The organism is Williamsia herbipolensis, from assembly GCF_036153515.1.
GTDB classification, from domain to species: Bacteria; Actinomycetota; Actinomycetes; order Mycobacteriales; family Mycobacteriaceae; genus Williamsia_A; species Williamsia_A herbipolensis.
The window spans coordinates 1,277,818-1,302,110 of sequence record NZ_CP108021.1; the positions used below are offsets into that span (position 1 = coordinate 1,277,818).

At 69.3% G+C, this 24,293-nt stretch carries 25 protein-coding genes; 7 read left to right on the top strand and 18 right to left on the bottom strand.

Features of this window, described 5'->3' with window-relative positions; translation table 11 throughout:
• Nucleotides 1-16 precede the first annotated feature (16 nt).
• The 4 genes from nrdE to OG579_RS05845 all read right to left on the bottom strand — a co-directional run bounded on the left by nrdE (nucleotide 17) and on the right by OG579_RS05845 (nucleotide 4,052).
• Entirely contained in the window at nucleotides 17-2,218 is a 2,202-nt protein-coding gene (gene nrdE / locus OG579_RS05830) for a class 1b ribonucleoside-diphosphate reductase subunit alpha (RefSeq protein WP_045823415.1), read from the bottom strand.
• A gap of 124 nt (nucleotides 2,219-2,342) precedes the next feature.
• Nucleotides 2,343-2,846 carry a class Ib ribonucleoside-diphosphate reductase assembly flavoprotein NrdI gene (gene nrdI, locus OG579_RS05835; protein ID WP_328858415.1) on the bottom strand — a complete coding sequence of 168 codons (504 nt, stop codon included), beginning with the start codon at nucleotides 2,844-2,846 and terminating at the stop codon, nucleotides 2,343-2,345.
• 44 nt (nucleotides 2,847-2,890) lie between these two features.
• Nucleotides 2,891-3,124, bottom strand: coding sequence for a redoxin NrdH (locus OG579_RS05840; RefSeq protein WP_045823416.1), 234 nt, complete (start codon nucleotides 3,122-3,124; stop codon nucleotides 2,891-2,893).
• A gap of 370 nt (nucleotides 3,125-3,494) precedes the next feature.
• The gene (locus tag OG579_RS05845) at nucleotides 3,495-4,052 is read right to left on the bottom strand and encodes an NAD(P)H-dependent oxidoreductase (protein ID WP_045823450.1); all 558 of its coding nucleotides are present in this window, start codon (nucleotides 4,050-4,052) and stop codon (nucleotides 3,495-3,497) included.
• Nucleotides 4,053-4,312: 260 nt separating this feature from the next.
• Here OG579_RS05845 and OG579_RS05850 point away from each other — a divergent pair, with 260 nt between their 5' ends.
• Nucleotides 4,313-4,897, top strand: coding sequence for a TetR/AcrR family transcriptional regulator (locus OG579_RS05850; protein ID WP_045823451.1), 585 nt, complete (start codon nucleotides 4,313-4,315; stop codon nucleotides 4,895-4,897).
• Here OG579_RS05850 and manA read toward each other — a convergent pair.
• From manA to OG579_RS05865, 3 genes are read right to left on the bottom strand one after another with little or no spacing between them, the layout of a single operon-like run.
• Entirely contained in the window at nucleotides 4,881-6,188 is a 1,308-nt protein-coding gene (gene manA, locus OG579_RS05855) for a mannose-6-phosphate isomerase, class I (RefSeq protein WP_328858416.1), read from the bottom strand. The genes OG579_RS05850 and manA overlap by 17 nt on opposite strands.
• A complete protein-coding gene (locus tag OG579_RS05860; protein WP_328858417.1) occupies nucleotides 6,188-7,306 on the bottom strand; it encodes a hypothetical protein in 1,119 nt (372 codons plus the stop codon). Before OG579_RS05860 ends, manA begins: the two co-directional genes overlap by 1 nt.
• Before the next feature lie 4 nt (nucleotides 7,307-7,310).
• Entirely contained in the window at nucleotides 7,311-8,729 is a 1,419-nt protein-coding gene (locus OG579_RS05865) for a phosphomannomutase/phosphoglucomutase (protein ID WP_328858418.1), read from the bottom strand.
• 77 nt (nucleotides 8,730-8,806) lie between these two features.
• On the opposite strand from OG579_RS05865, the gene OG579_RS05870 reads away from it, so the two are divergent.
• Entirely contained in the window at nucleotides 8,807-9,940 is a 1,134-nt protein-coding gene (locus OG579_RS05870) for a phosphatase PAP2 family protein (protein ID WP_328858419.1), read from the top strand.
• Here the strand turns inward: OG579_RS05870 and OG579_RS05875 are convergent.
• Nucleotides 9,920-10,375 carry a DUF3499 domain-containing protein gene (locus tag OG579_RS05875; protein WP_328858420.1) on the bottom strand — a complete coding sequence of 152 codons (456 nt, stop codon included), beginning with the start codon at nucleotides 10,373-10,375 and terminating at the stop codon, nucleotides 9,920-9,922. The two genes, OG579_RS05870 and OG579_RS05875, sit on opposite strands and share 21 nt — an antisense overlap.
• Before the next feature lie 97 nt (nucleotides 10,376-10,472).
• On the opposite strand from OG579_RS05875, the gene OG579_RS05880 reads away from it, so the two are divergent.
• Nucleotides 10,473-10,988, top strand: coding sequence for a metallopeptidase family protein (locus OG579_RS05880; protein WP_082080275.1), 516 nt, complete (start codon nucleotides 10,473-10,475; stop codon nucleotides 10,986-10,988).
• Nucleotides 10,989-11,057: 69 nt separating this feature from the next.
• Here the strand turns inward: OG579_RS05880 and OG579_RS05885 are convergent, their stop codons facing one another.
• Entirely contained in the window at nucleotides 11,058-11,339 is a 282-nt protein-coding gene (locus OG579_RS05885; protein ID WP_055790977.1) for a WhiB family transcriptional regulator, read from the bottom strand.
• A gap of 493 nt (nucleotides 11,340-11,832) precedes the next feature.
• Here OG579_RS05885 and cofD point away from each other — a divergent pair, with 493 nt between their 5' ends.
• Genes cofD through OG579_RS05900 form a run of 3 tightly spaced genes read left to right on the top strand, consistent with a single transcriptional unit; the run spans nucleotide 11,833 to nucleotide 14,778 of the window.
• Nucleotides 11,833-12,840: a 2-phospho-L-lactate transferase gene (gene cofD / locus OG579_RS05890; protein ID WP_328858421.1), complete on the top strand. Its 1,008-nt coding sequence runs from the start codon at nucleotides 11,833-11,835 to the stop codon at nucleotides 12,838-12,840.
• A complete protein-coding gene (locus OG579_RS05895; protein WP_328858422.1) occupies nucleotides 12,830-14,200 on the top strand; it encodes a coenzyme F420-0:L-glutamate ligase in 1,371 nt (456 codons plus the stop codon). The genes cofD and OG579_RS05895 overlap by 11 nt, the downstream gene beginning before the upstream one ends.
• A complete protein-coding gene (locus OG579_RS05900; RefSeq protein ID WP_328858423.1) occupies nucleotides 14,197-14,778 on the top strand; it encodes an NUDIX hydrolase in 582 nt (193 codons plus the stop codon). Before OG579_RS05895 ends, OG579_RS05900 begins: the two co-directional genes overlap by 4 nt.
• On the opposite strand, the gene glgC is transcribed toward OG579_RS05900, so the two are convergent.
• Complete coding sequence (gene glgC, locus OG579_RS05905) at nucleotides 14,765-15,982, bottom strand: glucose-1-phosphate adenylyltransferase (protein ID WP_082080278.1); 1,218 nt, start codon at nucleotides 15,980-15,982, stop codon at nucleotides 14,765-14,767. The genes OG579_RS05900 and glgC overlap by 14 nt on opposite strands.
• 128 nt (nucleotides 15,983-16,110) lie before the next feature.
• Between glgC and glgA the strand changes: the two genes are divergently transcribed.
• A complete protein-coding gene (gene glgA, locus OG579_RS05910; protein ID WP_328858424.1) occupies nucleotides 16,111-17,283 on the top strand; it encodes a glycogen synthase in 1,173 nt (390 codons plus the stop codon).
• A 25-nt stretch (nucleotides 17,284-17,308) separates the two neighbouring features.
• Here glgA and OG579_RS05915 read toward each other — a convergent pair whose 3' ends face one another.
• The 8 genes from OG579_RS05915 to OG579_RS05950 form a co-directional block, all read right to left on the bottom strand.
• Nucleotides 17,309-18,133, bottom strand: a complete 825-nt coding sequence (locus OG579_RS05915) for a putative RNA methyltransferase (RefSeq protein WP_328858425.1) — start codon at nucleotides 18,131-18,133, stop codon at nucleotides 17,309-17,311.
• Nucleotides 18,134-18,171: 38 nt separating this feature from the next.
• Complete coding sequence (locus OG579_RS05920; protein WP_082501978.1) at nucleotides 18,172-18,342, bottom strand: DUF3117 domain-containing protein; 171 nt, start codon at nucleotides 18,340-18,342, stop codon at nucleotides 18,172-18,174.
• 127 nt (nucleotides 18,343-18,469) lie between these two features.
• A complete protein-coding gene (locus OG579_RS05925) occupies nucleotides 18,470-18,811 on the bottom strand; it encodes a DivIVA domain-containing protein (RefSeq protein ID WP_328858426.1) in 342 nt (113 codons plus the stop codon).
• A gap of 7 nt (nucleotides 18,812-18,818) precedes the next feature.
• On the bottom strand, nucleotides 18,819-19,553 hold the full coding sequence (locus OG579_RS05930; protein ID WP_328859168.1) for an acetoacetate decarboxylase family protein: 735 nt from the start codon (nucleotides 19,551-19,553) through the stop codon (nucleotides 18,819-18,821).
• Nucleotides 19,554-19,607: 54 nt separating this feature from the next.
• Nucleotides 19,608-20,477 carry an SDR family oxidoreductase gene (locus OG579_RS05935; RefSeq protein ID WP_328858427.1) on the bottom strand — a complete coding sequence of 290 codons (870 nt, stop codon included), beginning with the start codon at nucleotides 20,475-20,477 and terminating at the stop codon, nucleotides 19,608-19,610.
• Between the two features lie 79 nt (nucleotides 20,478-20,556).
• Nucleotides 20,557-21,570: a glucosyl-3-phosphoglycerate synthase gene (locus OG579_RS05940; protein ID WP_408068753.1), complete on the bottom strand. Its 1,014-nt coding sequence runs from the start codon at nucleotides 21,568-21,570 to the stop codon at nucleotides 20,557-20,559.
• A complete protein-coding gene (gene folP, locus OG579_RS05945; RefSeq protein WP_328858428.1) occupies nucleotides 21,567-22,478 on the bottom strand; it encodes a dihydropteroate synthase in 912 nt (303 codons plus the stop codon). Before folP ends, OG579_RS05940 begins: the two co-directional genes overlap by 4 nt.
• 4 nt (nucleotides 22,479-22,482) lie before the next feature.
• On the bottom strand, nucleotides 22,483-24,222 hold the full coding sequence (locus OG579_RS05950; protein ID WP_238981303.1) for a long-chain-acyl-CoA synthetase: 1,740 nt from the start codon (nucleotides 24,220-24,222) through the stop codon (nucleotides 22,483-22,485).
• Nucleotides 24,223-24,293 lie beyond the last annotated feature (71 nt).

The following is a 24,293-nucleotide window of genomic DNA, read 5'->3' on the forward strand; positions in this document are numbered from 1 at the left end:
GTTGCAGAACAAGCGGTCACAACATGCACGAGACGCAACCCTCCACCTCGGTGCCTTCCAGCGCGAGCTGGCGCAGGCGGATGTAATACAGCGTCTTGATGCCCTTGCGCCATGCGTAGATCTGCGCCTTGTTGACGTCACGCGTGGTGGCGGTGTCCTTGAAGAACAGGGTGAGGCTCAGGCCCTGATCGACGTGCTGCGTCGCCGCGGCGTAGGTGTCGATGATCTTCTCGTAGCCGATCTCGTACGCGTCCTGGTAGTAGTCCAGGTTGTCGTTGGTCATGTACGGCGCCGGGTAGTACACGCGGCCGATCTTGCCTTCCTTGCGGATCTCGACCTTCGCGGCCACCGGGTGGATCGAGCTGGTGGAGTGGTTGATGTAGCTGATCGATCCGGTCGGCGGCACGGCCTGCAGGTTCTGGTTGTAGATGCCGTGCTCGCGCACCGACGCCCGCAGCTGACGCCAGTCGTCCTGGGTCGGGATGTGCACGCCGGCCTCCGAGAACAGCTCGGCGACACGGGCGGTGGCCGGCTCCCAGGCGCGGTCGGTGTACTTGTCGAAGAACTCGCCGCTGGCGTACTTCGACTTCTCAAAGCCGCCGAACGCGTGTCCGCGCTCCTTGGCGATCAGGTTCGAGGCACGGATCGCGTGGAACAGCACCGTGTAGAAGTAGATGTTCGTGAAGTCGATGCCCTCCTCGCTGCCGTAGTGGACGCGCTCACGGGCGAGGTAGCCGTGCAGGTTCATCTGGCCGAGGCCGATCGCGTGAGAGCTGTTGTTGCCCTCCTGGATCGACGGGACCGAGGTGATCGCGGTCTGATCGCTCACCGCGGTGAGGCCGCGGATGGAGGTCTCGATGGTCTGCCCGAAGTCCGGCGAGTCCATCGTCTTCGCGATGTTCAGCGACCCGAGGTTGCACGAGATGTCCTTGCCCACAGTCGAGTACGACAGGTCGTCGTTGAACGTCGACGCGGTCGAGACCTGCAGGATCTCCGAGCACAGGTTCGAGTGGGTGATCTTGCCGTCGATCGGGTTGGCGCGGTTCACCGTGTCCTCGAACATGATGTACGGGTAGCCCGACTCGAACTGCAGCTCGGCCAGCGTCTGGAAGAACTCGCGCGCCTTGATCTTGGTCTTGCGGATCCGGCGGTCCTCGACCATCTCGTGGTACTTGTCGCTGACGTTGATGTCGGCGAACGGCACGCCGTAGACGCGCTCGACGTCGTACGGGCTGAAGAGGTACATGTCGTCGTTGCGCTTGGCGAGCTCGAAGGTGATGTCGGGGATCACGACACCCAGCGACAGCGTCTTGATGCGGATCTTCTCGTCGGCGTTCTCGCGCTTGGTGTCGAGGAAGCGGTAGATGTCGGGGTGGTGCGCGTGCAGGTACACCGCGCCGGCACCCTGACGGGCACCGAGCTGGTTGGCGTAGCTGAACGAGTCCTCGAGCAGCTTCATGATCGGGATGACGCCCGAGGACTGGTTCTCGATCTTCTTGATCGGCGCGCCGTGCTCACGGATGTTGCTGAGCAGCAGCGCGACTCCGCCGCCGCGCTTGGACAGCTGCAGCGCGGAGTTGATCGACCGACCGATCGACTCCATGTTGTCCTCGATGCGCAGCAGGAAGCACGAGACCGGCTCGCCGCGCTGCTTCTTGCCCGAGTTGAGGAAGGTCGGGGTGGCCGGCTGGAAGCGGCCGGAGATGATCTCGTCGACGAGGTTGCGCGCGAGGTCGGTGTCGCCGTCGGCCAGGGTCATCGCGACCATGCAGACGCGGTCCTCGAACCGCTCGAGGTAGCGCTTCCCGTCGAACGTCTTCAGCGTGTACGAGGTGTAGTACTTGAACGCCCCCAGGAACGTGGGGAACCGGAACTTCTTCTTGTAGGCGTAGCCGAAGAGGTCCTTCACGAACTCGCGGTCGTAGCGCTCGAGGACCTCGGGCTCGTAGTAGTTCTCCTCCACCAGGTAGTCGAGCTTCTCGTCCAGATCGTGGAAGAAGACGGTGTTCTGGTTGACGTGCTGCAGGAAGTACTGGTTGGCCGCCTCGCGATCCTTCTCGAACTGGATCTTCCCGTCCGCGTCGTACAGGTTCAGCATCGCGTTGAGCGAGTGGTAGTCCATCTCGGCCGGCTCGTGTCCGGCCGGACCGGGATGCACACCCGAACTGCTCGCCGAGGCGTCGGTCGCGTCTTTGACGGGGGTAACGGTTGGCGACACTGGAGAACTCCTGTTTTCGGGGATGGCGTACGAGGTCGGGGCATCACGCGGGGGGACGTGACAAGAAGCTGTGTGTGCGAGGCGATCTGATCGACGGCGGCCCTTCAGGGCGGGACGTCGGCGGTCAGCAGGCGGGCATCGGTTGCCGGTCGGCGGCGAAGCGCGCCAGACCGGCTCGGACGCGCTCGACGTCCTCGACGGTGCCCATCAGTTCGAAGCGATAGAGATACGGGACCCGGCACTTGGCCGAGATGACATCTCCGGCGTGGCAGAACTCCTCGCCGAAGTTCGTGTTCCCCGCGGCGATCACACCGCGGATCAACGAACGGTTGTGCTCGTCGTTCAGGAATCTGATGACCTGCTTGGGCACGAAGCCCCCGGTCGCACGGATCGGTCCGTCACCGGCGTCCGACGGCTTGCCGCCGCCGTAGGTCGGACAGATCAGCACGTACGGCTCGTCGACGGCGATGACGTCGGCGGTGACCGGGATCCGCATCGAGCGCATCCCCAGCTTCTCCACGAACCGATGCGTGTTCTCCGAGACGCTCGAGAAGTACACGATCAGCGGGTCGGGCGCGATCGCCGACGACTCGGTGATCACCGGGAGGTCGCGGGTCGTGACAGGCACGATGGACCTCCTCGAGCGGGTGGGGCGACGGACGTGGGGAGCGATCAGGCAGCGACGGTGGCGAGCGCCTTGATGCGATCGGGACGGAAACCCGACCAGTGATCGTCGCCGACCACCACGACGGGCGCCTGCAGGTAACCCAACGCCATCACGTAGTCGCGGGCCTCGTCGTCGACGCTGATGTCGACGATCTCGTACTCCAGGCCCTGCTTGTCCAACGCCTTGTAGGTGGCGTTGCACTGAACACATGCCGGCTTGGTGTAGACGGTGATGCCCATGGATTTCTCCTCGAGATAGTGACGCTGCGGTGGTCGCGACGGTGATGACAACGGCCCGGGGGTCTAGCGGTGATGACAGTTATGTGATTCGGGCGAGAGGGGGTCGTCGTGACGCGTGGCTGACGTGCTCTCTCGGTCTGCAAAACACTACACCTAGTGGGTGACATCTGTCAGCAACACAACAGGTTGCGAATGACATTCATGGAAGTCCCAGGTCGCAGCCCTTTCGCCCGACGCGCCTTCGGCGTGTCACGCGTCACAGTAGGCCGGACATACGACAGTGGCGGCACCACATGTCGTGATGCCGCCACAGCGTTCGCGTCGGCGACCCCCACCGCGTGCTGGTCGGGGGCCGCGAGGGGGCCTCGGGTCAGGCCGCGACACCCACCGCGCTGGTGAGGTCGGCGACCGCGCCGCGAACCTGCTCGACGATCTCGGGAACCTGCGAGACGGTCCGCTCACCCAACTCCGAGGTCGCGATGCCCACCTCGACGCTCTCGACGACGCGGCCACCCGCGACACCGAGCGACTTGCGCGCGTCGTCCTGCGACCACTTGCCGGCATAGCGCCCGAGTGAGGCGCCGATGGCCGCCACGGGCTTGCCCTTCAGCGCGCCCGCGCCGTAGGGCCGAGACGCCCAGTCGATGGCGTTCTTGACCACCGCGGGCATCGTGCCGTTGTACTCCGGGGTGACGATCAGCACCGCGTCGGCGGCGTCGATCGCCGCGCGCAGATCGGCCACGGCCGGGTCGAGGGGCTCGACGTCGAGGTCCTCGTTGTAGAACGGCACCGCCGCGAGACCCTCGACGATCTCGACCTGCACCGATTCCGGCGCGGTCGCCGCGGCGACCTCCGCCAGCTCCCGGTTGATCGACCCTGCCCGCAGGCTTCCCACCAACACCGCGATCCGCGTCGTGTTCTCCGACATCGTCACCACTCCTTCTCCTGCCGGTCGTCGTCCGGCCCGTCGTTCTCCGCTGTTCCTGATACGAGCGTGCCGCGTTGCACCGTCGTATAAACGGACTCGGGTCCGAATGCATTCCGCGTCGAGGTGCCCGATACGCTCGGGGTGTGTCAGGTGAACGCACGTCCAGTGCCCGGGGGGCCATGGGCGACCCCGCGGAGCGCCCTCGTGCGCGCTCCACGGCCCCGCTGCCGGACCTGCCGATCGGGGTCGCGGCGTTGCCGATGGCCGGGCCCGGCGAGGGAGAACGCGCCGACGCCGGTCGCAACCGACTGCTGCTCCTCGACGCCGCGAAGCGCCTGATCGACAACCACGGTGCCGCCGCGGTGACGATGGACGAGGTGGCCCGCGCCGCCGGGGTCGGCAAGGGCACGGTGTTCCGGCGTTTCGGCAGCCGCGCGGGCCTCATGCTCGCGCTCCTCGACCATTCCGAATCGGAGATGCAGCGGGCCTTCATGAGCGGACCCCCTCCCCTGGGGCCGGGTGCGGCACCACGCGAACGACTCGTCGCCTACGGCCTGGCCCGACTGGCGATGGTCTGCGCCCATCTCGACGTCCTGGTCGAGGCCGACGACGCGGCCGGACCCGACCGCCTGTCGCACCCCGCCCGACAGGTGTCGGTCATGCACGTCCGGGCCCTGTTGCGCGACATGGGTTTCGCACCGGTCGACGAGGCGTTGAGCCTCGCGGTGCTCGCCCCGCTGGAGGCGGCCGCGATCTTCCACCTGACCGAACACGAGGGACTGACCATCGACGAGATCGGTCACCAGTGGGAGCGGTTGGTCGGCTCGCTCACGCCCGCGAACTGAGCCCCGCACCGCCGGCGGACCGCTCGGCGTGGGCGGTGCCACCGAGGCCGTCCGCCACGGGACGTGGGGCGGGCACCAGCGCACGGAAGAACACCGCCGAACTCGACGCCGCGCGCACCACCACGTCGGGATCGGCGTCGCCCAGCCACAGTGAGTGCCCGGCCGAGACCGACACCACCTCACCGGTGTGCGACCGCACCTCGATCGTGCCGTCGATGACGGTGAGGATCTGTGGGCCCGCGGCGTCGAGGGAGATCGACGACGATCGCTGCAGACCGGTCCCGTCGAGATCGATCCGCGAGAGCCGGAACTCGGGAGCGGGTGTGCTGTAGATCTTCTCGGCGCCGAGCACGTGGATGTGCGGGTGCAGGTCGGCCGGGGCCGATGTCGCGAAGTCGAGGACCGCGAGCAACTCGGGCACGTCCATGTGTTTGGGGGTCAGCCCACCACGTAACACGTTGTCGGAGTTGGCCATCACCTCCACCGCCGTACCGCGGAGGTAGGCGTGCAGGTTGCCCGCCCCGAGGTACAACCCCTCGCCGGGGCTCAGCCGCAACCGGTTGAGCAGCAGGACGGTGAGGACACCGGGGTCCATCGGATAGGCCTCGCCGAGCTCGAGGACGGTCTGCAACTCGGTGGCGAACCGGCGGTCACCGCGGTTGAGGTAAGCGATCGCCCCGTCGAGGACGGCCGGGATGAGGGCGTGCAGAATCGCGTCGGGCAGGGTGATCCACGTGGTGAAGAGCGCACGCAGACCGTGCGAATCCGGCTGTCCCGCCAGCAGACCCAGGTAGGGGTCCAGCTCGGCGACCTGCAGGTCGCGCAGGAGGTCGACGGTCGTGGCGGGGTCCCGGAACCCGGCCAGGGCGTCGAACTCGGTGAGGGCCACCACCAGCTCGGGCTTGTGGTTGTCGTCGCGGTAGTTGCGGTCCGGTGCGTCGACGGGGATGCCGGCGGCGTTCTCGCGGGCGAATCCCGCGCGCGCCTGCGCGAGGGTGGGATGGGCCTGCAACGACAGGGGTTCGTCGGCCGCGAGCACCTTGAGCAGGAACGGCAACCGGTCGCCGAAGGTGTTCGCACACGCCGCACCCAGTTGCGCGGCGGGATCGGTCTCGATCACCGACAGCAGGTCCACGTCGTCGTCGACCGCGCGGGCCGGGGCGGCGGGATGGGCGCCGAACCACAGTTCGGCCTCGGGGTGCGCCGAGGGTGTCGGCAGACCGCGCAGTGCCGCCAGCGCGGTCCGCGACCCCCACGCGTAGGGCCGCACGACCCCTTCGAGCACGTGCATCACACCGCCCCGATCAGTCGGAGGTAGACCGCCGCCATCTCGATCCGCAACGCCGTCACCACCAGTGGCGCGATGTCCTCGGGCGTGTCGATCCCCTCGACACCGCCCGGCGCGCCGGGCTCGAGGGGGGCGGCGGGCCCGGCGCCGGTGGTGGGGCCGACCTCCACCACGTCGGCGTCGGCGAGCACCGACATCCGCTGATGCAGCGACCACTCGCGACCCGGGGTGGTGATGACCTGCACCCGTACCGCGGGACCGCCTGCGGGACCGTCGAACTCGGGATCGTGGAAGATCGAGTCGGCGACCGCGCCCGAGGACTCCGGTCGCGCGGCCTGGGCGGCGACGGCCTCGAGGAGATCGCATCCGACGCCGCCGACGCCGGCCACGGCGTGCAACGTCCGCGAGGCGTGCACGGCGAGCACCGTCGACGCCGGGGTGTCCCCCGCCCACGTGACGGGCCGCCCGGAGATCCGTGACGCGAGGCCCTTGGCCGCGTTGTGGAAGACCTCGTTGTCGGGGTGGGCGGCCCCCGCCTCGTCGTCGAGGGCCTCGGCCAGCGCCGAGAGGTCGAGGGCGGTGCCCGCGGTGCGTACCGCGCGCAGCGCGCGGATCACCGAACTCAGCGCGACGACGTGGCCGATGAAGCGGAACTCCGGGCGGACCGGGACCCGGGGCGACAGGTCGAGGGCCGAGCCCGCCGCGGCGTCGCGGATCGGGCCCTCCATCGGCGCGTCGACGACGACCTCGGCGCGTCGACGGACCGACCGCGCCACGGCATCGGCCAACGCCATGTCGCCCGCGTCGTCACCGGACACCACGACGACGTCGAGGGGACCGATCCATCCGGGGAGGCTGTCGGCGACCACGATCGGCACGTCGGTGCGGGCGGCGAGGGTGGCCACGATGAGGTCGGCGGCGCGGCGGGCGGTCCCGTGACCGGTCACGATCACCAGCGCGCGGGGCCGCAGATCGGCGAGCGGCGAGAGGACCTGTTCGTCGACGGCGGCCGCGACGGCCCGCACCTGCGCGCCGGCGAGCGCGGCGGCGCGCAGCAACCCGTGGACATCGGCGGACTGCAGCCGCGTGACGTCGTCGAGGTCGGGTGCGCCGGTGAGCATCAGATCAGCGTATCGGCGCGGTCGGGCGGACGATGGCGAGAATGCGGTCGACGAGCTGATCGACCCGCGCCGCGTCGGCGGCCTCGGCGTTGAGGCGCAGCAGGGGTTCGGTGTTCGAGGCACGCAGGTTGAACCACGATCCGTCGTCGAGGCTCACCGTGACACCGTCGAGCGAGTCGACGTCGGCGGTCTCGGCGGTGAAGTCGGCGACCACCGCCGCGGTGCTCGCGGCGGCGTCGGCGACGGTCGAGTTGATCTCACCGGAGGCGTGGTAGCGCTCGTAGGAGGCGAACAGCTGCGATGCGGGGACGTCGGTCTCACCCAGGGCGGCGAGCACGTGCATCGCGGCGAGCATGCCCGAGTCGGCGCCCCAGAAGTCGCGGAAGTAGTAGTGCGCGGAGTGTTCGCCGCCGAACACCGCGCCGGTCTGCGCCATCCGCGCCTTGATGAAGGAATGGCCGACCCGTGTCCGCACGGGCGTCCCCCCGAGTTCGGAGACGAGCTCGGGGACGGCGCGCGAGGTGATGAGGTTGTGGATGATCGTCGCGCCCGGGTTCTTGGCGAGTTCTCGCGCGGCGACGAGCCCGGTCACCGCCGACGGCGAGACGGGATCGCCCTTCTCGTCGACGACGAAGCATCGATCGGCGTCGCCGTCGAAGGCCAGCCCGATGTCGGCGCCGGTCTCACGGACGTAGGCCTGCAGGTCCACGAGGTTCGCCGGGTCGAGGGGGTTTGCCTCGTGGTTGGGAAAGGTGCCGTCGAGTTCGAAGTAGAGTGAACGCACGGTGAACACCGGGGAATCACCCAGGACCGCCGGGACGGTGTGTCCCCCCATGCCGTTCCCCGCGTCAACCGCGACCGTCAGCGGTCTACTACCGGAGAGATCGACGAGTTCGTGCAGATACGCCGCATAGTCCGTGAGGACGTCCTGCTCGCTGATGGTGCCGCGCGCACCGTCGTACGGGTCCGTCCCGGTGACAAGCTCGGCGGCGATCGTCGCCAGTCCCGTGTCCTGGCCGACCGGCTTGGCCCCGGCCCGGCAGAGCTTGATGCCGTTGTAGGCGGCGGGGTTGTGACTCGCGGTGAACATGGCGCCCGGTTGATCGAGGCGACCCGACGCGAAATACAGCTGATCGGTCGACGCGAGACCGATGAGGATCACGTCCACACCCTGCTCGCAGACCCCGTCGGCGAACGCCCGGGAGAGCTCGGGCGAGGAGTCGCGCATGTCGTGTCCGACGACGATCGACGTCGCGCCGTCGGCGCGCACCAGGCGGGCGAACGCGCGCCCCACGTCGGCGACGAACGGCGCGTCGATCTGCTCGCCGACCAGGCCACGGACGTCGTAGGCCTTCACCACCGCGGCGACGGACTCGGTGGTCCGGTCGGTGGCGACGCTGCGGTCCCCGGTCGGGTCAGGCACGGTGGCTCTCCTCGGTGTGACATCGGTGGTACGGACTTCGCACTCGCAGGGGTCAGCTTAGTCGCAGGGACCTGCCGGTGACCGACCTGCGATCCCCGACGCAGACCGGGACCGACACCACTACCGGGACATCGTCGCCGGGGGCGGTGAGGTTACGCCGGGCCGCGATCGCCGTGTGGGCGTTGGTCGTTGCGACCCTCGCCGGCACACGGGTGATGTCGTTCGGGTTCGTCCCGATCATGGTCGTGGTCGTCACCGGCCTCGCCGCCGCGAGCATCGGGCGCCGCAACCCGCTCCTGGTGGTGCGCGACTGGCTCCCGTTCGGTCTCGTGCTGTTCGCCTACGAGAGCACCCGCGGCACCGCGGCGTTCCTCGGGATGCCCACGCGATGGCATCTCGCCGTCGACGCCGATCGCTGGATGTTCGGTGTGGTCCCCACGGTGTGGCTGCAGGAACATCTCAAACACGCCGACCCGCAGTGGTGGGAGATCATCACCAGCGTCGTCTACATGTCCTACTTCATCGTCCCCTACGCCCTGGCGGGGTGGCTGTGGCTCCGCGACCGGACGGCGTGGAAGAAGTTCGTGACGCGTTTCGTCGCGCTGTTCTTCCTCGGTCTCGTCGGCTACATCCTGGTGCCTGCGGCGCCGCCGTGGGCCGCGGCGCAGTGCACGGCCGAACAGGTCGTCGGCGGCCCGGCGTTCCCACCGTGCATCACCGGTACACCCGAGAACGTTCCCGGCGGTGGGGTGTTGGGTCCGATGACCCCCGACGATCCGGCCGCGAAGCCCTTCATCGAGCGGATCTCCAGTCGCGGCTGGGACGTCCTGCACATCGGGCCGGTGCGCGACGTCATCGAGGTCGGCCAGGAGCGGTCGAACCAGGTCGCCGCCATCCCCTCGCTGCACGCCGGGCTGACCGGCCTGCTGGCGATGTTCATGTGGCGCCGGGTCGGTCCGCGCGGTCGGATCCTCTGGGTGGGCTACGCCGCGGCGATGGCGTTCACGCTGGTGTACTCCGCCGAGCACTATGTGTTCGACCTGATCCTGGGGTGGTCGCTGGCCGCGCTGGTGATGGTCGGGTGCGCGGCCGTCGAACGCCGATGGGCCCGACGCACGACACGACACGGCGTCGACGAGGGCCGTGACCAGGACGACCCCGTCGGTGCGACACAGGCCGCGGGGGAACCGTCAGTCGATCGGGTCGGGTAGCACCCTGAGATGACCGCGGCGGCCCGGGCGCGGCCGTGAGCGCGGCGTCCCGGTTCCGGCCGAGCCGGTGTGGGTCGACCCCGGCGATCCCGCCGCGGTGGTCGAGGACCCCACGAACGGCGACCACGAGCGGATCGATTCCGACGACGAGCCCGCGGCCCGCAGTCCACCGGCCTCGCGGACCGCCTCGGCGAGCGCGGTGAGATCGTCCTCGTCGGCGGCGGGGGTCGCCCACCCTCCGGCGCTGCGCATCATCTCCCAGCCACGTGGGACGGTGATGCGGCTGGCGTGGTCGTCGCAGAGATCCCACGAGTGCGGCTCGTCGGTCGACGCGAGCGGGCCGACGACGGCGACCGACTCGGCGTAGACGAAGGTCAACGTCGCGACAGCGGGTTGGGCACAGCCGGGCCTGCTGCACTGACGGGGGAGCCTCACCACGCGAGATTATCCCGACCGACCCCGACGGGGCAGCAGACACACCGCCGCGCGCCGTGTCGACAGGTCTCGATCACGGCACGCTTACACTCTCGCCATGGCACGCAGGGTCCCTCCGGTCGTCTCCCGGCATCGCGGCACCACATCGGGTCCGGGCCCCACGCGGCGCCGACGTCGTGACCGTCGCGGGCGGGGATTGCGATCGAGCCTCCTGCCGCCGCAGGTCCCCGCGGCGAACACACGCTCGGAATCGTTCGATCTCGTGGTGCTGGAGGCGTTCGCCGAGATCGACGCGCGCTGGCATGAACAGCTCGGTGATCTCGACCTCGCGGTCGACGAGATCCCGCGGGTCCTCCCCCGCGATCCCGAGACCGTGCAGTGGCCCGACGAGGTGACCGCCGACGGCGCCATCCCCCTGGCCCGGCTGCTGCCGGCGGGTATCGACGCGAACGGGCGTCCGTCACGGGCGCGGATCGTCATCTTCCGTCGGCCGTTGGAGAGTCGCGCGGACAAGGGAGCCGATCTGCTCGACCTCGTCCACGAGGTCCTGGTCCATCAGGTGGCCACACATCTCGGGCTCGACGAGGACACCATCGATCCCGAACCGCACTGACCCGAGAAGCACAGCCACGGAGAGGTTCTCGAGGCGGTCAGGCGCGCTGTCGCGGGACGCGGTGCCCGGTCAGATGATGCCGCGCTTGAGGCGGCGGCGCTCACGCTCGGACAGTCCGCCCCAGATGCCGAAGCGCTCGTCCTTGTGCAGTGCGTACTCGAGGCACTCGGCCTTCACCTCGCAGCCCGAGCAGATGCGCTTGGCCTCGCGGGTGGAGCCGCCCTTCTCCGGGAAGAACGCCTCGGGGTCGGTCTGCGCGCACAGCGCGCGGTCCTGCCACTGGTCCTCGATGTCGTCGAAGAGGGCATCGAAGTCGTCGGTGACGAGGCTCAGGTGCGGGGTGGACGGCATGGCGGGTGCGAACGCGGGCGCGGACTCCGCGGCGCTCTCCGCCGACGGGTAGGCGTGGTTCGACGGGAATCCGTCACCCATCCGGTGCTCGAAAGTCATCGCCGGGCTCCTCGTGAATTCGTTTGCGGCCGCAGGGCGACCGAGGTGGGTGATGACCGTCGCCGCAGGGGCGCAGCCGGTGCGAGAATCGTGGTGCATGGGTACAGCCGGTGCCACCGCGTACGAACCGGGCCGTCGGGCCTGTTCGAACGTGTGATCGAACACGAAGTCGCTCAACGATTCTCGATCACAAAACGCTAATGACACTGGTGTGATTAGACACGTACGCCGGTGTCTCGGTCAAGCGAAACGGCGAAATTGCCAATACCACTGCCGGTCCGGTATTCCGCGACACGACACCACCGGAGTGTCGCACCACTGGCGTGTCGGATGTCTCGGTCGGGTCTCGATGGCCACGGGCCGGTCGTCACCACGCCCATTAGAGTGGGCGGTCGTGAAGGCAACGGTTCTCGTCGGTGGCGTCGGTGGCGCCCGATTCCTGCAGGGTGCGCGCCATCTGTTCGGCCGCACCCCGTTTCCCGCCGGAGCCGAGTCCACGTCGTCGGACTCCGGCGTCACCGCCATCGTCAACGTCGGCGACGACGCGTGGATGCACGGGGTGCGCATCTGTCCCGATCTCGACACGTGCATGTACACCCTGGGCGGGGGCATCGATCTCGAACGCGGGTGGGGTCGCACCGACGAGACCTGGAACGCCAAGGAGGAGCTGGCCGCCTACGGCGCCGATCCGGACTGGTTCGGGCTGGGCGACCGCGATCTGGCCACCCATCTCATCCGCACGCAGATGCTCGACGCCGGCTACACCCTCACCGACATCACCGAGGCCCTGTGCAAGCGGTGGCAGCCCGGTGTGCGACTGCTCCCGGTGACCGACGATCGCCACGAGACCCACGTGGTGGTCAACCGCAGCGGCGACCCCGACGACGCGAAGGTGGCGATCCACTTCCAGGAGTGGTGGGTCCGTTACCGGGCCCAGATCCCCACCCACGGCTTCGCTCAGGTCGGTTCGGAGAAGGCGACGCCGGCCGCCGGCGTCCTCGAGGCGATCGCCGACGCCGACATCGTCTTGCTGGCGCCCAGCAACCCCGTCGTCAGCATCGGCGCCGTGATCAGCGTTCCCGGCATCCGCGCCGCCCTGCGCGCGACGAAGGCTCCGGTGGTGGGGATCTCGCCGGTGATCGGCGGGGCTCCCCTGCGCGGCATGGCCGACGAGTGCCTGTCGGTGATCGGGGTCGAGACCACGTCGGAGGCCATCGGCGCCCATTACGGCGCACGATCGGGCACCGGCATCCTCGACGGCTGGCTGGTCGCACCGGGCGACGGCGCCGACATCCCCGGCATCGCCACCCGCGAGGTGCCGTTGGTCATGAGTGATCCGGAGACGACGGCCCAGATGGTCCGCGACGCCTGCGATCTCGTCGGTGTCGCACATGACCGCTGATCCCCGCCCGCCTGCGACCGGCGATCACGCGGCCACCGGCACGCTCGAGATCATCGGGGTCCGTGGTCTCCCCCGCTTCGTCGAGGGGGACGATCTGGCCGCCGCGATCGCCGGCGCCGCACCGGATCTGCGCGACGACGACGTCGTGGTGGTGACGAGCAAGGTGTTCTCGAAGATCGAGGGCCGCATGGTCACCGCACCGATCGATCCCGAGGAACGGGACACGTTGCGGCGCACGCTGATCGACTCCGAATCGGTGCGCGTCCTGGCACGCAAGAACCGCACGCTGATCACGGAGAACGCGCTCGGCATCGTGCAGGCGGCGGCCGGGGTGGACGGCTCGAACATCGACACCGACCAGCTGGCGCTGCTGCCCGTCGATCCCGACGCCAGCGCCCGACGATTGCGCGACCGACTGGCCGCCGATCCCGGTGTGCGCGTCGCGGTGATCGTCACCGACACCATGGGACGCGCCTGGCGCAACGGCCAGATCGACGCGGCCATCGGCTCGGCCGGCATCGCGGTGACCCACCCCTATGACGGCAGCGTCGATCCGCACGGGAACCCGCTGATCGTCACCGACATCGCCGTGGCCGACGAGATCGCCGCGGCCGCGGATCTGGTGAAGGGCAAGCTGATCGAGACGCCCGTCGCCATCGTGCGCGGCCTGCGACCCCACGACGACGGCTCCGGCGCACGCGATCTCGTCCGCCCGGGTGACGAGGACCTGTTCTGGCTCGGGACCACCGAGGCCATCGACCTCGGTCGACGTCAGGCCCTCCTCACCCGCCGCTCGGTGCGCGCCTTCACCACCGAACCCGTGGAGCCGGAGGTCATGGACGCGGCGTTCGCCGAGGCGCTGACCGCCCCCGCGCCGCACCACACCCACCCGGTACGTCTGGTGTGGGTGCGTGACCGGGAACGTCGGATCCGCCTGCTCGACGCGATGGCCGATCGCTGGCGTCGGGACCTCGCGGCCGACGGACGTGACGAGGAGTCGATCGAACGCCGCGTCGCGCGCGGACAGCTGCTTTACGACGCCCCCGAACTCGTGATACCCATGCTCGCCCTCGACGGCGCACACGACTACCCCGACGCCGCACGCACGCGTGCCGAACACACCATGTTCACCGTTGCCGTCGGGGCCGCGGTGCAGGGGCTGCTCGTCGCGCTGTCGGTGCGCGGGGTGGGCAGCTGCTGGGTGGGGTCGACGATCTTCGCCGCCGACATCGTGACCGACATCCTCGAGGTGCCCGCCGACTGGGAACCGTTGGGCGCGATCGCGATCGGACACCCGCAGGATGCCGACACCGGCCCGCGTCCACCGGCCGACCCGACCACCGCGGTGGCGATCCGATGAGCGCGGCGAGCCTGCACCGCTCGGCGGTGGAGATGCTGACCGGGTGGTCGACGACCGACCCGCATCAGGATTCCATGCGCCACACCGTGCTCGCGTTCCTCGCCGCGCGCGACGACGCCTGCCTGCGCGCCTGCGCGCCCGGCCATCTCACCGCCTCGACGATGATCCTCGACCACACCGGGGCTTTCGCCCTCCTCACGCTGCACCCCCGCGTGGGCGCGTGGATCCAGGTCGGTGGGCACTGCGAGCCCGAGGACGACGGCATCGCCGACGCCGCCATGCGCGAGGCGACCGAGGAATCCGGGATCGCCGGACTGACGTTGTCGCATGAGCCGATCGCGCTGCACACCCACCCGATCACATGCTCGCTGGGAGTGCCCACCCGCCACCTCGACGTGCGATTCCTCGGGGTGGCCCCGCCCGGACCCGACGGCGGTCTGCCCGAGATCATCCGCAGCGACGAGTCGGTCGACCTGCGGTGGTGGCCGGTCGATGCGCTGCCCGAGGGCACCCACCACGCGGAGATGGCCGCGCTGGTCGCCACGGCGCGCCGGGCGAAGGGCCTCAGCCCAGCCTGACGCCCTTGCCGACGGCCACCACGCCGCCGGCGCTGATGGCGTACTTCTCGCGGTCCCGCTCGAGTTCGACCCCGAGGATCTCACCGGGGCCGACGACCACGTTCTTGTCCAGGATCGCCTTGCGCACGACCGCACCCCGGCCGATGCGCACACCGGGCATGAGGACGCTGCCCTCGACGGTAGCGCCGTCCTCGATGATGACGTTGGAGCTGAGCACCGAATTGCGCACGGTCGCAGCGGAGATGATCGACCCGGCGCCGACGACGGATTCCTGCGCGAGACCGCCGTGGACGAACTTGGCGGGTGCGAGGTTCTCGGCCGCACCACGGATCGGCCAGCGGCGGTTGTAGAGGTTGAACACCGGGTGCACCGACACGAGATCCATGTGGGCGTCGTAGAACGCGTCGAGGGTCCCGACGTCGCGCCAGTAGCCCTTGTCGCGCTCGGTGGCGCCGGGGACCTCGTTGTCCTTGAAGTCGTAGACGAACGCCTCGCCGCGGTTGACGAAGCCGGGGATGATGTCGCCGCCCATGTCGTGGTCGGAGTCGCTGTCCTCGGAGTCGGCGCGGATCGCCTCCACCAGCGCGGAGGTGGTGAAGACGTAGTTGCCCATCGAGGCGAAGGTGGCCTCGGGATCGTCGGGGGTACCCGGTGGGTCCTTGGGCTTCTCCAGGAACTGCGTGATGCGACCGGACTCGTCGGCGTCGATGCAGCCGAACGCGAACGCCTCGCTGCGCGGGACGCGGATCCCCGCGACGGTGGCCGCGGCACCCGAGGCGATGTGCGCCTCCACCATCTGCTCGGGATCCATCCGGTACACGTGGTCGGCGCCGAAGACCACGATGTAGTCGGGCTCCTCGTCGTAGACGAGGTTGAGCGACTGGAAGATCGCATCCGCGCTGCCGGTGTACCACCGCGGCCCGAGACGCTGCTGCGCCGGCACGGGCGTGATGTATTCGCCGTTGAAGCCCGACATGCGCCACGTCTGCGAGATGTGGCGGTCGAGGGAGTGCGACTTGTACTGGGTGAGCACGCACAACCGCTGGTATCCGGCGTTCACGAGGTTGCTCAGTACGAAATCGATGAGCCGGTACGCCCCGCCGAACGGGACCGCGGGCTTCGCCCGGTCCATGGTCAAAGGGAACAAGCGCTTTCCCTCACCGCCGGCGAGAACAATTCCGAGCACGTGCGGCTGTGATCTCACCCTCACAACCTATCCGCGTTCTGTGCGAACGGCCACCGGTTCGGCGCCCGGCGATCCGCCACACGTACCCGACGCCGAGACGACGGGCAGGGGTGCGGGTGACGGCGCGCGGGTCTAGCGTCGTCGGTATGCGAGTGGCGATGATGACCCGCGAGTACCCACCGGAGGTCTACGGCGGCGCCGGGGTCCACGTGACCGAACTGGTGCGGCATCTGCGACCGTTGGCCGAGGTCGACGTGCACTGCATGGGCGCGCCCCGCGATACCGCCCACGTCTACACCGCCGATCCCGGATTGACCGGTGCCAACGCGGCGTTGACGACGATGTCGGCCGATCTGCGGATGGTCGCCGGCGCGTCCGAGGCCGACATCATGCACTCGCACACCTGGTACACCGGGCTCGCCGGACACGTCGCCGCGCAGCTCTACGGGGTGCCCCACGTGCTTACCGCCCACTCACTGGAACCCCGGCGCCCGTGGAAGGCCGAGCAACTCGGCGGCGGGTACCGACTGTCGAGCTGGGCCGAGCGCAACGCCGTCGAGTACGCCGACGCGGTGATCGCGGTCAGCGCGGGCATGCGCGTCGACGTCTGCGACGCCTACCCCCGACTCGACCCGGCGCGAGTACACGTGGTGCGGAACGGCATCGACACCGCGACGTGGTTCCCCGCCGACGAACCGTTCGGCGAGCAGTCGGCGCTGCGGTCGCTCGGCGTCGACCCGGACCGCCCGATCGCGGTGTTCGTCGGCCGCATCACCCGGCAGAAGGGCGTGCGGCATCTCATCGCCGCGGCACACTCCTTCGATCCCGACCTGCAGCTCGTGCTGTGCGCGGGTGCGCCCGACACACCCGAGATCGGTGCGCAGACCGCCGAGGCCGTCGCCGAGCTCTCCCGGACGCGCGATGGCGTGTACTGGGTGCAGGAGATGCTGCCCACCGAACGGGTCCGCGAGATACTTTCCGCAGCAACGGTATTCGTATGTCCGTCGATCTACGAGCCGCTGGGGATCGTGAACCTCGAGGCCATGGCGTGTGGCACCGCGGTCGTGGCGTCCGACGTCGGCGGCATCCCGGAGGTGGTGCGCGACGAGGTCACCGGTCGCCTCGTCGCCTACGACGAGTCCGATGAGTCGGGCTTCGAGGCGGGACTCGCCGCCGCGGTGAACGCCGTCGTCGCCGACCCGACACGGGCCGCCGAGATGGGCGCCGCCGGACGGTCGCGCGCAATCGAGGAGTTCTCGTGGGAGTCGATCGCCGAGCAGACGATCGCGGTGTACCAGGCCGCGCTCGCGGGACGGTGACCGGAGCGGTCGTGGTGCGATGCGGTCAGACGCGCCGGTAGCGCGACACCGTCACCGAGCACGTCACCTCGACGAGCTCGGGCAACATCGTTGCGCGCGCAGCGATCTCGTCGACCGACGCGTGGTGCGCCGACGGTCCCATCGTGACGAGGTCGGCGACGTTTGACCGTCCGAGGGGCATCGTGTGCTCGACCGCGGTGCGGTCCTCCCGCTCGAACACCCCGGTGAGTGCGTTGCCGATCCGCTCGGGTTTGGTGGGGTCGACCCCGATCATGCCCATGGGGGTGACGATCTCGGCGAGGTGGCGCGGCGTGGGCGCGACCACCACGAGGACGCCGTCGTCGGTGAGCACGCGGGCGAACTCGGCGACGTTGCGGGGCGCGAACACCGACAGGACGGTGTCGATCACGCCGTCGGCGACGGGGAGCCGCTGCCAGGCGTCGGCGACGACCGACCCGATCCGATCGTCGGCACGTGCCGTGGCGCGGGCACACGACTTCGACAGGTCCAGACCGATCCCGCGGGCCGCGGGATCGGAGTCGTCGAGGGCGTGGGCGAGATAGTGACCGGTCCCCGCCCCCACGTCGAGGCAGACCGGTCCCGAGGACGCGTCGGCGACCGCGTCGGCGATCGGGGCGTAGAGACCGGCACCCAGGACGCGTTCACGCGCGGCGACCATCGCGGTCGTATCCGAACGCAGGCCCCCGGTGGAGCCTGCGAGCAGGGAGACATAGCCCTGACGGGCGATGTCGAAAGTGTGTCCACGGTCGCAGATCACCGTGCCCGCATCGATGTCGAGCTCGCCGGTGCACACCGGGCACGCGAGCAGATCGATGATCGCCGACAGCATCGGAATCGAGGTGCTATCGGCGGACCGTCGCGGCGGGGTCAGCCGGCGACGACGCCACGCAGTTCTTCGCCGAGGGCTGCTGCCTCGTCTGCGGTGAGCTCGACGACCAGACGGCCGCCGCCCTCGATGGGGATGCGTACGACGATTCCTCGCCCTTCCTTGGCTGCTTCAAGGGGACCGTCTCCGGTCCGTGGCTTCATCGCCGCCATGTCACAAGCTCCCTCCGACAACGTCGCCGACAATCGGCGCCGGTTCACGATTCTATGCGCTGCGCCACACTCGACGAATTCGGCCGTCGGACGCAGACGCAGGTCAACCTCACAACGATGATACGGCTCAGACGTCCTCGGCCCGGGACGCGTCGGTGTCGGCCCGCGAGAAATCGTTCGCGTCGCGCCCCTGGAGGTCGACGATGACCATGCGGAGTTCGTCGATCTCGCGGGCCAGTTTCTCGAGCGCCCAGTCGACTTCGGACTGCTTGTATCCCCGGGCCACGAGCGCGAACCGCAGGGCGCGGACGTCGTCGCCGGAGACCCCGGCGCGCGGCAACCGGGTGAGTGTCGCGTCGCGTTCGAGCGGCGGGAGGTCCTCGCCGCGTCCGAAGACGAACCACACCACGGCGAACACCGCACCGATGACGAGCACCATGACGACCAGGTAGAGCAAGAGGGTCTGCACCGTGCGATCATCCCAGACCGGATGCCGTGACCGGTCCCGACGCAGCCGACCCGGACACCACGACGGCGTCGCCGAAGGTCATCGACAACGCGCCGATCGACGACGCGAGCAGCGTGCGACCCGGCCGGAGCGCACGCAGTTCGTCGGCCATCGGGTGGTCGCCGAGCTCGAGCCGAGCGCCGCCGGGACGGGTCCGCACGCCGGCGGCACGCATGGTCCAGGGTGTCGCACGTGTGATGCCGTCGAGATGGGCGTAGGCGGTCAACGTGGTCGACGAGTCGGTGTCGGGCACGGCGACACCCTGGCGCACCCGCAGCGACAGCACGGTCGAGGAGTCGGCCCGCAGCGTCCCGGTACGGACCGGACCCCGGTGGTCGACCTCGAACGCGGCGAGCGTCTTCGGGAAGCCCCAGATGCCGCGGCCGGCCGCCAGGGTGAAGTCGCCGTCGACCGGGAGACGGTGGATGAGCGCACACGCCTCGTTGCGCATCACCGACCGGAGATCGCCGACGATCCCGCCGCGGCCGGCGTCGTGGGGACGGACCAGGAAGCAGACCCCGAACTCGTTGTACGGCCCGAGATCGCCGTCGACGTAGTCGACGAACACCAGCACGCACACCGCACGGCCGGGTCGCCACCGGATCACCGAGAGGCCGGTGTGGTCGATGGTCCGTTGCGCCGCGGCAGCCGACACCGACACCATCGCCGCGAACGCGGTCGCCGTCCGGATCTGCACCGGCATCGTGACCGTCCGGCCCGCCACCCGGTGGACGGCCGGGCCGGGGGATGCCACCCCTCAGCCTTCCGTCGCCGGGGCGACGACACCCCGCAACCCGTCGGCACCGAACACCGGCTCGAGCATCGACCCGTAGTCAGGACCCCGGCGCAGCATCTGACCGCCGTCGACGTTGATGACCTGACCGGTGATCCAGGTCGACGCGTCGCCGAGGAGGAACGCGGCCAGCTCGGCGATGTCGGTGACCTCGCCGACCCGCGGCAGCGGCGTCGCCTCGCGGTAGTCGGCGCTCAGTTCCGGCGAGTCGAGGACCAGCGCCACGAGTTCGGTACGTGTCAGGCCCGGTCGGATGCCGTTGACGCGGACGTTGCTCGCGCCGAGCTCGTCGGCGGCGAGCGCCACGAGGTGATCGACGGCGGACTTGGTGACCCCGTACGCCCCGAACCACCGGTGGGTGTTCGACGCGGCGATCGACGAGATGGCCACCATCGATCCACCGCCACCCGACACCAGTTCGCGGGCGGCGTGCTTGAAGGTGTACATCGTGCCGTTGACGTTCAGGTCGACGGTGTTGCGCCAGGCGTTGCTGTCGATCTGGGTGATCGGGCCGATGGTCTCGCTGCCCCCGGCGCACGCGACGACGCCGTCGAGCCGGCCGGTGTGGCCGACCGCGGTGGCGACCGCCGCGACGACCTGGTCCTCGTCGGTGATGTCGGCGACGGCCGCATGGACGCGACCCCCTCCGGTGATCCCCGAGGTGATCTCGTCCGCGGCCGCCTCGAGGCGGTCGCGGTTGCGACCGACGACGGTGACCACGGCGCCGTCGGCGGCGAGCATCTCGGCGATACCGCGACCGATGCCGCTACCCCCGCCGGTGACGAGGATCGACTTTCCCCGCACGGAACCGTCACTGACCGAACCACCGGGCATGCCGGCCTCCATCCGTCGCAGAACTAGAACACGTTCTACTCATGGAAGCACATCCGTCGGATCGACGGCACGGGTTGACCTAGGAGGCGCGGACCTTGTCCACCGCGCCGGGCCGCAGGGTGTCCATCGGCGGTCGGTCGGCGAGGTAGACCTCGGTCGTGTGCGGCGTGAAGGTGCCGTCGGTCTCGGCGGTGAACTGCGTGAGCCCGACCCCGGAGTCGGCGATCCCGCACCGGTTCATCAGGGTGCCCACGATCTGCCTGCTCATCACCCCGAGCTCGATCAGCGGTCGGTTGCGGTGGGTCCGCACACCCAGGTTGACCTGGCCGATACCGGCCATGCCGTAGCGGTCGTAGGTGTCGACCAGCAGACCGATCTCGACGCCGTAGCCGGGCGCGAACGGCACCGCCGACAACAGTTCCCGGGTGCCCGCGTACTCACCACCCAGTGGCTGCAGCACGGCGGTCAGATCGGGCTTGAGCGACGCCAGCAACGGGCGGGCGACGAGTTCGGTGACCCGGCCGCCCCCGTTGGGGTCCTGCGCGCCACCGGTGCGCAGCGGTCGACGGTAGTAGCCCTTCACGAGCTGGATCTCGGGGTTCATCAGCAGCGGACCGAGCAACTTCGGCACGAACATCGGGTCGGGATCGATGAGGTCGGAGTCGACGAAAGCGATGAGGTCACCGGTGGTCGCGGCGATCGACCGCCACAGCACCTCACCTTTGCCCTTGACCGGCGACAGCTCGGGGACGGCCTGCTCGCGGCTGACGACCCGCGCGCCCGCGGCGATCGCACGCTCGGCGGTGGCGTCGGTGGATCCGGAGTCGAGGACGATCAGTTCGTCGACGAGGGTGCCCAGCAGCGGTCGGATCGAGGCGATCACCTCGGCGACGGTCTCCTCCTCGTTCAGCGCGGGCAGCACCACCGAGACGGTGCGGCCACGCTTGTGGGCGACGAGCTCGTCGAGGTCGAACACGGGGTGCTCGAAGGTGTGTGTCTCCGACCAGGCGAGGGTGGTCGGGTCGGCGTCGGCCGGAGCGGGCCACATCTGCGTCGCGCGTCGCGGCGCGGACCCTGTGTGCTTGGCGGTCATGCGAGTCCCCTGACTGTTCGTTGGGGCGGACGGGTCCCCGCTATCGCGGCGACCATGTCCACCACACGCCGGGTGGCGGCAACCTCGTGGACCCGGAACACACGCGCGCCCTGTGCGGCGGCGAGTGCGGTCGCGGCCAGAGTTCCCTCCAGCCGGTCCTCCAGACCCACACCCAGAGTCTCCCCCACGAAATCCTTGTTGCTCAGTGCCATCAGCACCGGCCAGCCCGTATTAACGAGATTGTTCACATGCCGTAACAGGGCGAGCCCGTGGTGGGTGTTCTTGCCGAAATCGTGCGTCGGATCGATGAGGATGTCGGCGCGCGCGACCCCGGCCCGCTCGGCACGACGGGCACCGGCCACCACGTCGGTGACCACCGCGTCGACCACGTCGGGGTAGCGCACGCGGTGCGGTCGGGTGCGCGGTACCGCTCCCCCGGTGTGCGAACACACGATGCCCGCACCCGCGTCGGCGGCGGCGTGCACCAGATCGGGGTCGGTGCCCGCCCAGGTGTCGTTGATGAGGTCGGCGCCGGCCGCGCACGCGGTCACCGCGACCTCCGCCCGCCAGGTGTCGACGCTGATGATGACGTCGGGGTACGCCGAGCGCACCCACTCGATGAACGGCACCACACGGTCGGCCTCCTCCGCGGCGTCGACCGCCACCCCGGGACCGGCCTTCACACCGCCGATGTCGACGAGGTCGGCGCCCTCGGCGACCACCCGGTGCACGCGGTCCATCGCGGCGTCGTCACCGAAGTCCGCACCCCGGTCGTAGAACGAGTCGGGGGTGCGGTTGACGATCGCCATCACCAGCGCCCGGCCGGTGTCGACCGGTCGGCCGCACAGGGTCGGGAACCACGACGACGGCACCCCGAGATCGGGTGCGGCGACGGCCGCGTAGTCCATACGCCTAGTTGCGCGGGGCTTTGGCGCCCGACACGTCGTCGACGTATCCGTCGTAGTACTCGACGTATCCGTCGGACTTGCCCGCGAGGACGTACAGCGGGTCCTCGCCGACCTCGGAGTAGCCCTGATCGCGCAACTCCACCTTCATGGTCTTGAACGTCGAGGTCTGCTCGAGCTGCTCGACCACGCGCACGAACAGCGGCAGCGCGTACGAGGGCAGGGCGTCGTAGAGGTGCTTGGCCAGCTGCGACCCGTCGAGCTTGTCGCCGTTCTTCAGCGTGACCGCCGCCATGCCGGCCTTGCCGTCGGTGTCGGGGATCTCGACGCCGAACACCACCGACTGCCCGATCTGTCCGTCGGCGTCGAGCGCGCCCTCGACCTCGGTGGTCGCGACGTTCTCGCCCTTCCACCGGAAGGTGTCGCCGAGACGGTCGACGAAGGCCACATGCGAGAAGCCCTGATCGCGCACCAGGTCGCCGGTGTTGAACCACTGGTCGCCTTCGGCGAAGGCGTCCTTGATGATCTTCTTCTCGGTCGCCTTCGGGTCGGTGTAGCCGTCGAAGGGGATGCGGTCGTTGATCTCGGAGATCAGCAGACCCGGCTCACCCTTGGCGGCCTCCATCGCGCGGCCGGCGTCGTTGCGCAGCGGCTCACCGGTCTCGCCGTCGTACTGCACGATCTTGTACGGCAGCGGGCAGAAGCCGACGGTGCGCTTGACGTTGAAGATGTTGATGAACGCGAGGTTCGACTCGCTCGCCGCGTAGAACTCGACGATCCGGTCGATGCCGAAACGCTCGGCGAAGGTGTCCCAGATCTCCGCGCGCATGCCGTTGCCGACCGCGACGCGCACCGAGTGGGCCCGGTCGGTGTCCTTCTCGGGCTGCGCCAGCAGGTAGCGGCACAGCTCACCGATGTAGCAGAAGGCGGTGGCGCGGTTGAGGATGATGTCGTCCCAGAACTTCGACGCCGAGAACTGCTTGCCGATCGCGAGACAGGCACCCGCGCCGAGCACCGACGACAGCGACACCGTCAAGGCGTTGTTGTGATACAGCGGCAGACAGGCGTACATCGTGTCGTCGTGACGCAGACGGACACCCATGCCGCCGATGCCCGACAGTCCGGTGAGCCAGCGGAAGTGCGACATCACGCTGGCCTTGGGCATGCCCGTCGTGCCGGAGGTGAAGATGTAGAACGCCTTGGTCGACGCGGGCAGCGTCTCGGTGATCGAGGGGTTCTCCTGCGAGAGGTCCGCCGACTTCGCGTCGAGGTCGTCGAAGGAGAGCACGTTCTTCGGGACGGCCTTCTCGGGCACCGAGTCGAGCGCCTCGCGGGCGTCGGGATCGACGACGATCACGTCGGCCTCGAGTACCCCGAGGCTGTGTTCGAGCACAGCGCCGCGCTGGTTGTAGTTCAGCATCCCGGCGACGGCACCGAGCTTCACGATCGCGAGCATGGCGAGCACGGTGTCGGGCTTGTTCTTGGCGAGCACCCCCACCACGTCGCCGGCGACGACGCCGGAGTCGGCGAGCAGTGCCGAGTAGCGGTTGACCCGGCGGTTGCACTCGCCGTAGGTGAACGACTTGCCCTCGAAACGCAGGAACGGGCGATCGGGATGGGCCCCGGCCTTCTTCTGGAACAGGCTGCCGATCGTCATCGTGCTGGTCGGCTTGCGCAGCGCCAGCCCCGGCGCGTTGCGCAACATGACCGTCGCGTCGGAGGCCAGCCCGACGACCCCCTTGGCCATGTCCTTCAATCCGACGCGCGAACGAGACTCAGTGCTCACTAGTGCAGCTCCCCAGGGCAAAGGCGATTGGT

Coding starts and splice junctions, on each gene's coding strand:
- OG579_RS05850 (WP_045823451.1), top strand. CDS start 4,313: ATGGCCGGGCCCGGCGAGGGAGAACGCGCCGACGCCGGTCGCAACCGA.
- OG579_RS05845 (WP_045823450.1), bottom strand. CDS start 4,052: ATGTCGGAGAACACGACGCGGATCGCGGTGTTGGTGGGAAGCCTGCGG.
- OG579_RS05860 (WP_328858417.1), bottom strand. CDS start 7,306: ATGCTCACCGGCGCACCCGACCTCGACGACGTCACGCGGCTGCAGTCC.
- OG579_RS05920 (WP_082501978.1), bottom strand. CDS start 18,342: ATGGCGGCGATGAAGCCACGGACCGGAGACGGTCCCCTTGAAGCAGCC.
- OG579_RS05915 (WP_328858425.1), bottom strand. CDS start 18,133: ATGCTGTCGGCGATCATCGATCTGCTCGCGTGCCCGGTGTGCACCGGC.
- OG579_RS05900 (WP_328858423.1), top strand. CDS start 14,197: ATGAGCGCGGCGAGCCTGCACCGCTCGGCGGTGGAGATGCTGACCGGG.
- OG579_RS05885 (WP_055790977.1), bottom strand. CDS start 11,339: ATGCCGTCCACCCCGCACCTGAGCCTCGTCACCGACGACTTCGATGCC.
- OG579_RS05895 (WP_328858422.1), top strand. CDS start 12,830: ATGACCGCTGATCCCCGCCCGCCTGCGACCGGCGATCACGCGGCCACC.
- OG579_RS05930 (WP_328859168.1), bottom strand. CDS start 19,553: ATGCCGGTGCAGATCCGGACGGCGACCGCGTTCGCGGCGATGGTGTCG.
- OG579_RS05840 (WP_045823416.1), bottom strand. CDS start 3,124: ATGGGCATCACCGTCTACACCAAGCCGGCATGTGTTCAGTGCAACGCC.
- glgA (WP_328858424.1), top strand. CDS start 16,111: ATGCGAGTGGCGATGATGACCCGCGAGTACCCACCGGAGGTCTACGGC.
- OG579_RS05950 (WP_238981303.1), bottom strand. CDS start 24,222: ATGGCCAAGGGGGTCGTCGGGCTGGCCTCCGACGCGACGGTCATGTTG.
- manA (WP_328858416.1), bottom strand. CDS start 6,188: ATGCACGTGCTCGAAGGGGTCGTGCGGCCCTACGCGTGGGGGTCGCGG.
- OG579_RS05880 (WP_082080275.1), top strand. CDS start 10,473: ATGGCACGCAGGGTCCCTCCGGTCGTCTCCCGGCATCGCGGCACCACA.
- folP (WP_328858428.1), bottom strand. CDS start 22,478: ATGGACTACGCGGCCGTCGCCGCACCCGATCTCGGGGTGCCGTCGTCG.
- OG579_RS05940 (WP_408068753.1), bottom strand. CDS start 21,570: ATGACCGCCAAGCACACAGGGTCCGCGCCGCGACGCGCGACGCAGATG.
- OG579_RS05935 (WP_328858427.1), bottom strand. CDS start 20,477: ATGCCCGGTGGTTCGGTCAGTGACGGTTCCGTGCGGGGAAAGTCGATC.